We start from the raw sequence: 12,312 nt of genomic DNA on the forward strand, positions 1-12,312 counted from the left end.
GCAAAGATTTTCCTGCTGAAACATTTTTTAATTGCTTCAGCTTAAATGGTCTGTTAAATACAGGATAAATTAGATTTCTATTATTGACGTATCCTACGCCAGAATGAAGGGAAGTAAGAAATCCAGAGTTTGTAATTACATAGTGAAGTTAACTCAAGAGCTGAATATTCTGTATAACAAAAAGTTCAAAGATTTGCACAAAATGACCATGCAAAGCCCCGGTAAGGTTTCACGGTTAAAATTAAAGAAAAACAGAAATTTTATTTTTCTGGTTTTAAACCGTAGCTTCCATAAATACCTGTGGCCTTAATCCGAATTTTTTCTGAAAACATTTAGTGAAGTAAGACGGGCTGTTATAGCCACACTCGAAAGCGGTCTGCGCAACATTCAGATCTTTTTCCTTTAGCATTTGCTTCGCCTTATTGAGTCGGAAATCTCTGAGCAACCTGTTTGCTGAAGTTCCGGTTGCTTCCACACATCTTCTATAGAACTGGGATTTACTCATAGACATCGCCTTATAACAATCTTCAATTTCAAAATCTGAATTTTGCCAGTTGGAGTGTAGAATTTTTAATAGATCTGTGAGAAACTCCTCATCGTTTTTGGATAGGCTTTTTACCTGTTCATTTACCAAAAGAGATTTTTCATTGGCGCATTCAAGTAAATTTTTTACCGAATTCGAGATGTAAATTTTATTTCCATCTGAAATCTTGCATAAAAATCTTGAGAGTTTTAGAGTTGATCCGAAAAGCTCTTCTCCCTTTTCCACAGGATTCCCAGCATGAATCCCCGTTCTCAAGCCTAAACTATCAATATCAGACTTTAGAAAATTTTGTATATCTATTGCACATAAAAGAGCCTGGATAGCAGAAGTAAATGTAGCAACGATCTCATCACCTTCATCTTCAGAATCTACTCCCTGGTTCCTATTAATTAGATTCCGGATAATTCCTTCAGCTTTTGTAATTAGATCATTGGCTTTCTTTACACCAAGTTCGTGAATCAAATTAATTCTATCCTTAAACTGAACTATCAGAATCACTCTGAACGCCGGGTCATTTATTACCTTAATTTTCTGATCTATGATATAATCGACCACTTCAGGATCATGTATCCTCCCCAAGAAGGCTTTTATAACTCTACGGTCCACCTCTATGATCTCATCTGGCATTTGTTCGTGGGCTTTTTTATGAAGTTCATATACCGCGTTCTTGTCAGGTGCTTCGATCAAGCAATACGCATTCCCCCTTGGCTCGTCCACCCAGTAGGTAAGACACTTACAGTTAAATTTATCCTGATGTTTTAGGTCGAGCTGATGAGCCATAGCCACATCTTCTGCAGTAAGACCCTGACCAATGTGAAGATCCATATATACCGGCATAACTTTAATTTTAGTTTAAAAAAGAAAGCACCAGTAGTTTAAACAGGTAGGGCGGAAATTTTATAAAAATAAGTATTAAAGTTTACTTACGGCAATGGGTTCTACCCCTTATTTTATACAAGAAATATAAAGATGATTATTGAGGTAAGACCAATTCTGCTAACGCTTTTCAAATTTCAGAAAGGCATCCTTAGGTTTTAAGGTGATAAGCGGCTTAATTTCGATCTTATCTGAAACAGGTTGAATTTTGAAACCTGCGACAAGTTCAGAAGCCGCGATGATCATTTCGAACATGGCAAAATTATTTCCTATACATTTTCTAGGACCTGCCCCAAAAGGAAAATATTGTGATGAGAACTTCCTTCCACCATCTGCAAAACGTTCCGGAAGAAAATCATCCGGGTTTTCCCATAGATCGGGATGCCTGTGGATCTCATGTACAGAAAATAACAAGTTTTCCCGTGGCTCCAGTTTCATACCATTAAAATCATCTTTTTCCACATTCACCCTGTCTATAAAGTAAGCAGGAGGATATAGCCTCATCCCCTCTTCGATCACCTGCTGAGTCACCTTAGCTTTGGAAACAAAATTCATAAGGTCATCTGATTCTGCGTACAAAGCCTTTCTTTCTTCAAGTATCTTTTCCTGCCATTCAGGATGTAAGGCCAGCAACTGAGCAATAAAGGTAAGTGCATTCGAGGTAGTCTCATGCCCGGCGGTGAAGAGGATCAGGATCTCATCTATCAGCTGCTCTTCATCCATAAAACTACCATCGTCATATTTGGCTTCCAGCAGCATATCCAGTAGATCATCATATTTCTCACCGGCAGCTCGGCGTTCTTTCACGATAGCTTTTAAGATCTGTCGCGCCTCCCGGGTAAGCTTAAGGTAACTCCCTATTTTTCCGCTTGCTTTAAACCACCAGCCTAAATAAGGTTGACGTAGTTCTTTAACCAGCATCTTTTGAGTTTCTTCGGTAATAAATTGCAGCCTGTTGATCTCCTCCTGATTCGCTGCGCTGCTAAAGAGTGATTTTACCACTGTTTGAAAAGCCAGGTCATTAAAGATCGGGAAGATATCTATTTTCTCTTCGGTAGTAATTCTTTGGTATTCTGAAAGTATAGCCTGTTTTATCGCTCCCATTAGATTGGCAAGCTGCTTTTTATGAAAAGCGGGCTGAATGAGCTTTCGTTGCTTTTTCCAGTGTTCCCCTTCTGAGGTCAGCAGACCTTCTCCAACATATTTCACAAGGTCCTTGGTCTGAATTTCAGACTTCACATAGTTTCTCTGGTTCTTCTGAAGAACATACTCCAATAAACCAGCGTCCCTGGAGAAAATAACCGATTTATTTAAACCTATATTCAGGCGGAAGGTATCCCCTTTCTGTTCAAAATTATTATGATGAAAAGGCAGCGGATTTTTAAGGATATTCATGGAATGCCTCAGAAAACGGAGTAAAGAAACTTCAGGTATATTCTTATTCTTACTCATGTTGCTTTTTCTTTTTTTCTGTTTTCCTGGGCTTATACCGGCGGTTATATTTTAATATTTAATCAGAAATTAAAATCAGGATTTTCAATAAATATCTGAAATCTTAGAATTTACCATTGTCACACTAAGCGCAGTCGAAGTGTCTATTTATCCGGCTTGTATTTAAAATGGGTAGCATTTCTGCATTCTGATAAAATTTTCAACCTATCAAAATCATCATTGATCAATGCTTCTTTCTTGGATCTGGACCATCCTTTTAACTTCTTTTCAAAATATATAGCCTGCAATACATTGTTGAATTCCTGACTAAATTTTAATTCAACGGGTCTTCGCCGGAATGTATAACATTCTTTATTAAATCCTCTGAGATGCTCGCGCACTCTTCTTTCCAAATCATTGGTTATTCCCACGTAGTAGGAATTGTCTGAGCATTTAAGAATATATACAAAATAAAAAAACATAGTCCGCTTTTATGGGCTTCGACTGCGCTCAGCCGGACATCCCTTTCAAATCAAACTCAAAATTGTGCCTGGAATATCTTTGCCGATTTAAAGCTTCGACTGCGCTCAGCCTGACATTTTTTTAGCGATGAATTTTAAGAATAGTCCCTATCAAAATTTCCGATGATAATATCATTGAGATCCTGAGACATGGCCAAACCAAAATTTAGAATACTAATCGGAATCTCTCCAAAAACAAAACTTAAAACAATCCGCCCTGAGTGCTGCCTTTGATCCTTCCCAGGTGCTTATAGGCATGTTCGGTCACTTCTCTACCTCGCGGAGTTCTGTAAATGAATCCCTGTTGGATAAGGAATGGCTCGTAAACTTCTTCAATGGTTTCAGCACTTTCGCTCACTGCCGTGGCCAGGGTAGTAATCCCAACAGGACCACCTTTAAATTTATCGATAATGGTTTCCAGGATCTTGTTATCCATTTCATCAAGCCCATGGGCATCCACATTCAAGGCTTTCAATCCGAATTTAGCGATCTCTATATCTATCTTTCCGTTTCCTTTAATCTGGGCAAAATCACGCACTCTCCTAAGAAGCGCATTGGCGATCCTTGGTGTCCCACGGCTACGACCGGCAATTTCGATGGCCGCCTCCTGGGTGATAGGAACTTTAAGTATCTCAGAACTCCTTTCCACAATGCCTGAAAGCAATTCGGTCGAGTAATACTGTAGTCTGCTGGAAATACCAAAACGCGCTCTCATAGGCGCTGTAAGTAAGCCTGAGCGTGTGGTAGCCCCAATAAGCGTAAAAGGGTTCAAATTGATCTGCACGGTCCTGGCATTTGGTCCAGTTTCGATCATGATATCTATACGATAATCTTCCATGGCAGAATACAAGTACTCTTCCACTATAGGGCTCAGCCTGTGTATCTCGTCTATAAAAAGTATATCACGTTCATCCAGATTGGTCAGAAGACCGGCCAGGTCACCGGGTTTATCCAGAACCGGTCCAGAAGTAACCTTTATACCGACATTAAGTTCGTTGGCCAGTATATGAGCAAGGGTGGTTTTTCCCAAACCCGGTGGGCCATGAAACAAGGCGTGGTCTAAAGCGTCACCCCTTAAGTTCGCCGCCTGAACGAAGACCTGAAGATTCTCAAGCACCTGTTCCTGACCGGCAAAATCGTCAAAACTAAGCGGCCTTAAAGCTCTTTCTATATCAAATTCTTCGGGAGAAAAATTATCTCCACTAGCATCGAGGTTTTCGTTCATTTTGAATTTTGATTATCCGGTTGAATATAAGAAAAATCAGGGCAAATACCCGGAAGATATTTCAGCAGTAAAGATAATTAAAAAAGCCCCTTCCGGTGAGGGAAAAGGCTTTTCAAAAATTTTATCTAAATGGGAAACTAGTGATTCAGCTCCTCTTCATTTTCCTGTAATGGAACGGTCTGCGGAACGAAATCCTGACCCGGGATCACATACTCTCCGTCCTCACGGGTCTTAGAGTAATCGTAAGCCCAACGGTATACAGACGGGATCTTTCCTGGCCAGTTTCCGTGGATGTGTTCTACCGGAGTAGTCCACTCTAAAGTATTCGATTTCCAAGGGTTCTGAACAGCTTTCTTCCCGAAGAAAATAGAGCTGAAGAAGTTGTAGATGAATACCAACTGTACAAGAGCAGTGATGATCGCAGCAACGGTAATGATAACGTTCACATCTGCATAATCATCGAAATACGGGAAATTCGTGTTTGTATAATAACGTCTTGGAAGACCTGCGATACCAATAAAGTGCATTGGGAAGAATACCCCGTAAGCACCAACCGCGGTTACCCAGAAGTGGATATAACCAAGGTTCTTGTTCATCATTCTACCAAACATCTTAGGGAACCAGTGGTACACCCCGGCGAAAAGACCGTAAAGTGCAGAGATACCCATTACCAGGTGGAAGTGAGCAACCACGAAGTAAGTATCGTGAACGTTGATATCAAGAGTTGAATCCCCAAGGATAATACCTGTAAGACCACCAGTAATGAAAGTAGATACCAGACCTATCGAGAACAGCATTCCCGGGTTCATCTGTAAATTTCCTTTCCAAAGAGTGGTGATATAGTTAAATGCTTTTACTGCGGAAGGGATCGCGATCAACAGCGTTGTAAAGGTAAATACCGATCCAAGGAACGGGTTCATACCAGATACGAACATATGGTGCCCCCATACAATAGTTGAAAGGAATGCGATCGCAAGGATCGAAGCAACCATCGCACGGTATCCGAAAATAGGTTTACGTGAGTTCGTCGCAATTATCTCCGAAGTGATCCCCAGTGCCGGAAGTAATACGATGTATACCTCTGGGTGACCAAGGAACCAGAAAAGGTGCTCGAACAATACCGGAGAACCACCTTGATGACTTAATACTTCTCCCTGGATAAAAATATCACTTAGGAAGAAAGAAGTACCAAAACTTCTGTCCATGATCAATAGCAATGCAGCCGATAAAAGAACAGGGAAAGATACCACCCCGATAATAGCAGTTACAAAGAAAGCCCAGATAGTAAGCGGAAGCCTGGTCATAGACATTCCGGCTGTTCTTAAGTTAAGTACGGTTACGATATAATTAAGTGATCCAAGCAAAGAAGATGCAATAAAGATCGCCATAGACACTAACCATAACGTCATCCCTGTTCCTGAACCGCTGATCGCCTGTGGCAATGCACTAAGCGGAGGATAGATGGTCCATCCAGCCATGGCAGGTCCAGATTCAACGAATAAAGAACTTAGCATGATCACAGAAGAAAGGAAGAACAACCAGTAAGAAACCATGTTAAGGAATCCTGAGGCCATATCCCTCGCACCAATCTGCAACGGAATTAATAAGTTTGAGAATGTACCACTTAGCCCGGCAGTAAGTACAAAGAATACCATGATGGTACCGTGAATTGTAACCAGGGCCAGGTACATACTTGGAGTCATTACTCCGTCTGGAGCCCATTTATCTCCTAATAGGGCTTCAAATACCCAGAAGGACTGCTCTGGCCAGGCAAGCTGGATACGGAACAGGATCGACATCGCGATACCAACGATCCCCATGATAAGCCCGGTGATAAGATATTGCTTGGCAATCATCTTATGATCCGTACTAAAAATATACTTTGTTATAAAAGTTTCCTTATGATGATGTCCGTGATCATCGTGGTGATCGTGTGCCGGTGCGTTTGCAATTGCTGACATATCTTTAATTCTTTATCTTAATTTGTTCTTTATCTAACTAATCTACTGCTGCCACTGCGTCATCTTCTTGCGGCGCATTTTCCGTCTCCTGCTCTCCTTCTCCAGATGCCGGTTCCTGGGCATCTGCAGGCTCTTCTGCATCCTTGTTCTGATCTTCCATAGTAGAACCGAAGGTTGGCTGCTCCTCTAACCATGCATTAAAATCTTCTTCAGACTCTACAATGATCTTCATCTGCATATTGTAGTGCGCCTGTCCGCAGATCTTGTTACATAGAAGGAAATAGTCAAATTCGTAAGTATCCAGGGTTGGTTCCCCCTGAGCTATAAGTTCTTTATTTCTCTCGTTTCTCTCTTCGTTCACGCTCTTCACCTTGTCTACCATATACTCGCTTTCACGCATCTCTTCAGTAGTGATGGTTGGAGTAAAGCCAAACTGGGTGATCATACCTGGCACAACGTTCATTTGTGCTCTAAAGAACGGGAAGTAAGCTGAGTGCAATACATCCTGAGATCTTAATTTAAAGACCACTGGTCTTCCTACTGGAAGGTGAAGCTCTGTAACCACTTTATCGTCCATGGCGTAAGAATCTGATTCGTCTACACCCAACTGGTTCACACCTTCGATAAAACGAACATTGGCTTTTCCAAGAGTGTTGTCCTCTCCAGAATATCTTGCTCTCCAGTCGAACTGGTATGCGTATAGTTCAATAACCATAGGATCTTCCTCCTCGTTGATATTCATGATATCACTCCAGGTGAACAATCCGTAGATGATTAGACCTGCAAGAACGATCACCGGGATAATGGTCCAGATGAATTCCAGCTTGTCATTATCTGCGTAGAAAAGGGCTTTATTGGTTTTCTTTCCCTTGTATTTAAAGGCAAAGAAGTGTAGCAGTCCCTGGGTGATGATCTGTACCACCATGATAAGGGCGATAGAGATGAACATCAAAGTATCATATTCTCCACCGTGCTCTGAAGCCGCTTCAGGAAGATAGAACCTTCCATATTCCCAGAAGCAATAGATAGTTATTACATAAAGGAAAATAACAAAAGCCAACATCAGGATACCATTCAGGCGGTTATCCTTATCATTTGCAACCTGAGAAGTATCGGCATCGGGTCTCTGGGATAACTGAAATATCTTAGAGATCTGCCAACCAGTTACGGCCAGAAGTGCTAGTACTATGATTACTAAAAATACGGTCATTTTATAAGTTCTTCTTTAAACAATCAATCTTTATTAATAATGGTAGTGCTTACTCTCCTTGATGAAAGGATTTCCTTTCACTAGAAGTGGCGCTTTGGTCAGGGAGTTGAATACTATAAAAGTAAACAATCCGGCGAACAACAACACAGCACTAATCTCAGGAATTCCGATGAACCAGGATTCTCCTACCGTCGCAGGCATTACCAGAACATATACATTAAGATAGTGACCAATCAGGATCACGATACCGGTCATTATTACGAACCAGTTCACTCGCTTATAATCACTATTCATCAACAGCAACACAGGGAAGATAAAGTTGGTTACCAGCATTCCGAAGAACAGGATCGGGTAATCTTCCATTCTCTGGATAAAGTAAACAACCTCTTCAGGGATGTTAGAATACCAGATCAACATGAACTGAGAGAACCAAAGGTAGGTCCAGAAGATGCTGATCCCGAACATGAACTTAGCAAGGTCATGGATATGACTGTCGTTCACAAATTCAAGGTATCCTCGTTTTTTAAGATATATACTCATTATGGCAATGGTAGTAATTCCAGATACAAAAAGACTGGCAAATACGAACCATCCAAATAAGGTACTAAACCAGTGCGGATCTAAACTCATGATCCAGTCCCAAGACATCATAGACTCGGTAACGATAAAGAACACAAGGAATCCTGCCGCCAGTTTAAAGTTCTTTTTAAAGTAAGTTAGATCTGTAGCGTCATCCATCTTGATAGAGTTCTTTCTAAGCAAGTGTCTGAAGAATGCCCATCCTCCAAGGTAGATCGCAGCCCTGATAAGGAAGAAAGGAACGTTAAGATAAGCAGTCTTAGCCTGGATAATCTCGTCATGAGCTACAACTTCAGGATCCATCCACACGAAAAGGTGGTTCAGGTGAAGACCTGAAAGCACTAATAATACAAATACAATGATCCCACCTGGTAACAGGTAAGCGGTAATAGCTTCCATTACCCTGAAAAGTACCGGAGACCATCCTGCCTGGGCAGCGTATTGTATCGCATAGAACGCAAGCACACCCAAAGAGATCATAAAGAAAAAGAACGCAGCTACATAAAGAGCAGCCCATGGCTTGTTCTGCAACTGGTGCAGAATATGTTCGTAATGTTCATTTTCATGAGAAGCTTCTTCACCGTGACCAGCCTCAGCATGCTGTTCTCCTTCGGTGTGAGCTACTTCGCTTTCGTATCCCTGAACATCTTCCACTTCTACAGTTTCTCCGGGAAGCTGCTCAACGTGAATTTCAGCGGCATCATCTGCAGCGTGCCCTTCACCGTGATGTTCAGAAGCCATCATTTCCTTAACCTCTTCTACGGTATCTGGTGCAGCGATGAATCCATAAATGAGACCTATTGCGCCAACAACCATAAAAATGATTGCTGTTAATTTTAATTTACTGGATAGCGTATACATATCGATAGATCTAAATCTTTATTCTTGAGTTTCGGTTTGGTTGTTCTGGTTTTCCTGCTCAGAGTTAATGTCACCGGCATCATCGTATAGATTAGCATCGGCTCTGGAAGGAAGGAGCTGTGTTGGCTGCTCGGTCTCTTCTTCAAATTCTCTTTCAGGTTTACCCTCCAACTTATCTTTCAGGCTCATCACATAGTGATCTATCTGCCAACGTTCCTTGATGGTCGTCTGGGCAGCATAAGAACCCATGTTATTGATTCCGTAGTACATCACGTGGTATACACTACCTTCGGTGATCGCACGTCCTGCATCATCGTAAGACGGAACCCCTAATATCTTTTCTCTCTCTACAAGAATACCTTTACCAGCTCCTTTATCACCGTGACAAACGGCGCAATAAATAGTGTAAAGAGCCCTACCTTCAGCTAGGTTATCTTCAGTATAAGGAATCGGGTTATTAAGATTTGCTTTGGCAGCTTCATAACCCTGGGCGTTATTTTCATAATCGTAAGGCAACCACCCGCGAGGCACAGAACCTTCTACCGGTAATTTGGCTTCCTGACCATTCTCAAACACCTCGTACTCACCATAAGTTTCATAACCTACAGATTCATACATATCTGGCATGTACTGATAGTTTGGATCTTCCTTGTCCTGGCAGGATATTACTGCAACGCCAAGCAAACAAAATCCTATAGTTTTATGGAATAAACTTCTCATTATCACTATTTATTATTCTATTAATTTAATTTCAGATGCACCTGTTTTATATAAAAAGTCGGTCAGGTCATCGATATTATGATTTGCTGCATCTACTTCCATCAGGAATACATCATCTGTAGTTCTTACATCAGGATTTTCTGCACTCTTAAAAGGCCACAATCTACTTCTCATGTAGAAAGTGATCACCATAAGGTGAGCGGCAAAGAATACAGTTAATTCGAACATAATAGGCACGAAAGCCGGCATGTTCTGGAAGAAACTGAAACTTGGTTTACCACCAATATCCTGAGGCCAGTCCTCGATCATGATAAAATTCATCATAGCGATTGCTACAGAAAGTCCAACCAATCCGTAAAGGAATGAAGTAATGGCCAGTCTTGTTGGAGCAAGACCCATTGCCTTATCAAGCCCGTGAACCGGGAATGGGCAGTAGATCTCACCTATATGATAGCGTGCCTCACGAATCTGCTTTACGGCCTGTAGAAGCAGATCGTCATCTCTGTAAATAGCGTGTAAAACTTTAGATGCCATCCTGATTATTTATTTTTTAGTTTGTTTGCCTGAGCTACCCATCCTTCTCTATTCTCGTGGATAGGGAAGTTCTCGATCACCTCGTCCAGCAAATCAAAATCTTTTTCTGTTAATTTACTTACCTGATCGAATAGATAGATCCCTACCTGGTGCAGGTGCTGCTGTAATAGCGGCCCAACATTCTTAAGTTTGGTAAGATCATCTGCTTCCTGGGTCTTTGGATCGTAAGTACCAATTCTTGAAAGCATTTCGTCGATACGGTCTTTCATCACTTCTGAAACAACCATTCCATCAGCATTAACCGTATCCTCATGTGGATGGTCTGCCTCTTTTTTCTTGGTATGCTCGGTATCCTCGATCTTATGGTGAACTCCCTCTTCTTCGTTACGAACAGGGTTTCTTCCTATTGTTTCTGGATTATAATGCAATACATCATCACCATGCTTTTCTCTTAGTTTCTTGTACTTTTCTCCGGAAGCCTTTAGGATTGTCTTTACCTCTGCCTGAGCGATCACTGGGAACGAACGTGCATAAAGAAGGAACAATACAAAGAAGAACCCGATTGTACCAATGAAGATCCCGATATCTACAAATGTTGGAGAGAACATGGTCCATGAAGACGGAAGGTAATCACGGTGAAGCGAGGTCACGATAATCACGAAACGCTCGAACCACATCCCGATGTTCACAACAATAGAGATAAAGAAAGAGAACATAATGCTGGTACGCAGTTTCTTGAACCACATGAACTGTGGAGAGAACACGTTACAGGTCATCATACTCCAGTATGCCCACCAGTAAGGTCCGGTAGCCCTGTTAAGGAATGCATACTGTTCGTATTCAACCCCTGAATACCATGCGATCACTAACTCGGTAATATATGCAGTACCAACGATAGAACCTGTGATCATGATCACGATGTTCATCAATTCGATATGCTGAATAGTAATATAATCTTCCAGATTAGAAACCTTTCTCATGATGATAAGCAGGGTGTTTACCATGGCAAATCCAGAGAAGATCGCACCCGCAACGAAGTAAGGAGGGAAAATGGTGGTGTGCCATCCCGGGATTACCGAAGTTGCGAAGTCAAAAGATACGATGGTGTGTACAGAAAGTACCAGTGGTGTTGCCAAACCGGCAAGTACCAGGGATACTTCTTCAAAACGCTGCCAGTCTTTGGCACGTCCACTCCATCCAAATGATAATATTCCGTAAACTCTTTTAGTGAAAGGCGTGATAGCCCTGTCACGTATCATCGCGAAATCAGGTAACAATCCAGTCCACCAGAAAACAAGTGAAACCGAAAGGTAAGTAGAGATCGCAAATACATCCCAAAGAAGCGGTGAGTTAAAGTTCACCCAAAGAGAACCAAACTGGTTAGGGATTGGAAGTACCCAGTATGCCAGCCATGGACGACCCATGTGGATTAAAGGGAAAAGACCCGCCTGCATTACAGAGAAGATGGTCATCGCCTCTGCAGACCTGTTAATCGCCATTCTCCACTTCTGGCGGAATAAAAGTAATACGGCAGAGATCAAAGTACCGGCGTGACCAATACCTACCCACCATACGAAGTTGGTAATATCCCAGGCCCAACCTACTGTTTTGTTTAATCCCCAGGTACCTATACCTGTAGAAATTGTGTATACTATACATCCAACACCCCAAAGAAAGGCAACAAGGGAAATAGCAAAAACTATCCACCAGGTTTTATTAGCCCTTCCTTCAACCGGAGCAGCAACATCAACAGTCACATCGTGATAGCTTTTGTTCCCGGTAACTAGAGGCTTTCGTATAGGTGCTTCGTAATGAGACATATCCTTATCTGATTGATTCTTAGTTATTCG

10 protein-coding genes are annotated in these 12,312 nt (G+C 41.7%); all 10 read right to left on the reverse strand.

Features of this window, described 5'->3' with window-relative positions:
- Positions 1–274 precede the first annotated feature (274 nt).
- Positions 275–1,381, reverse strand: a complete 1,107-nt coding sequence (locus FLP08_RS06215) for a nickel-binding protein (RefSeq protein ID WP_156275090.1) — start codon at positions 1,379–1,381, stop codon at positions 275–277.
- A gap of 159 nt (positions 1,382–1,540) precedes the next feature.
- Positions 1,541–2,872: a cytochrome P450 gene (locus FLP08_RS06220; RefSeq protein ID WP_156275092.1), complete on the reverse strand. Its 1,332-nt coding sequence runs from the start codon at positions 2,870–2,872 to the stop codon at positions 1,541–1,543.
- Between the two features lie 143 nt (positions 2,873–3,015).
- Positions 3,016–3,333 carry a GIY-YIG nuclease family protein gene (locus FLP08_RS06225; protein ID WP_156275094.1) on the reverse strand — a complete coding sequence of 106 codons (318 nt, stop codon included), beginning with the start codon at positions 3,331–3,333 and terminating at the stop codon, positions 3,016–3,018.
- 241 nt (positions 3,334–3,574) lie between these two features.
- Entirely contained in the window at positions 3,575–4,597 is a 1,023-nt protein-coding gene (gene ruvB, locus FLP08_RS06230) for a Holliday junction branch migration DNA helicase RuvB (RefSeq protein ID WP_156275096.1), read from the reverse strand.
- Between the two features lie 137 nt (positions 4,598–4,734).
- Positions 4,735–6,558 (reverse strand): cytochrome c oxidase subunit I, encoded by a 1,824-nt coding sequence (locus FLP08_RS06235; RefSeq protein ID WP_156275098.1) that lies wholly within the window; start codon positions 6,556–6,558, stop codon positions 4,735–4,737.
- Positions 6,559–6,595: 37 nt separating this feature from the next.
- The gene (locus tag FLP08_RS06240; RefSeq protein ID WP_156275100.1) at positions 6,596–7,768 is read right to left on the reverse strand and encodes a cytochrome c oxidase subunit II; all 1,173 of its coding nucleotides are present in this window, start codon (positions 7,766–7,768) and stop codon (positions 6,596–6,598) included.
- Between the two features lie 33 nt (positions 7,769–7,801).
- Positions 7,802–9,208 (reverse strand): quinol:cytochrome C oxidoreductase, encoded by a 1,407-nt coding sequence (locus FLP08_RS06245; protein ID WP_156275101.1) that lies wholly within the window; start codon positions 9,206–9,208, stop codon positions 7,802–7,804.
- 18 nt (positions 9,209–9,226) lie between these two features.
- Positions 9,227–9,928, reverse strand: a complete 702-nt coding sequence (locus FLP08_RS06250; RefSeq protein WP_156275102.1) for a c-type cytochrome — start codon at positions 9,926–9,928, stop codon at positions 9,227–9,229.
- A gap of 12 nt (positions 9,929–9,940) precedes the next feature.
- The gene (locus FLP08_RS06255; RefSeq protein WP_156275104.1) at positions 9,941–10,462 is read right to left on the reverse strand and encodes a DUF3341 domain-containing protein; all 522 of its coding nucleotides are present in this window, start codon (positions 10,460–10,462) and stop codon (positions 9,941–9,943) included.
- Between the two features lie 5 nt (positions 10,463–10,467).
- On the reverse strand, positions 10,468–12,282 hold the full coding sequence (gene nrfD / locus FLP08_RS06260; protein ID WP_156275106.1) for an NrfD/PsrC family molybdoenzyme membrane anchor subunit: 1,815 nt from the start codon (positions 12,280–12,282) through the stop codon (positions 10,468–10,470).
- Positions 12,283–12,312: the final 30 nt, after the last annotated feature.

Source organism: Christiangramia aestuarii (assembly GCF_009735585.1).
Taxonomy (GTDB): Bacteria; Bacteroidota; Bacteroidia; order Flavobacteriales; family Flavobacteriaceae; genus Christiangramia; species Christiangramia aestuarii.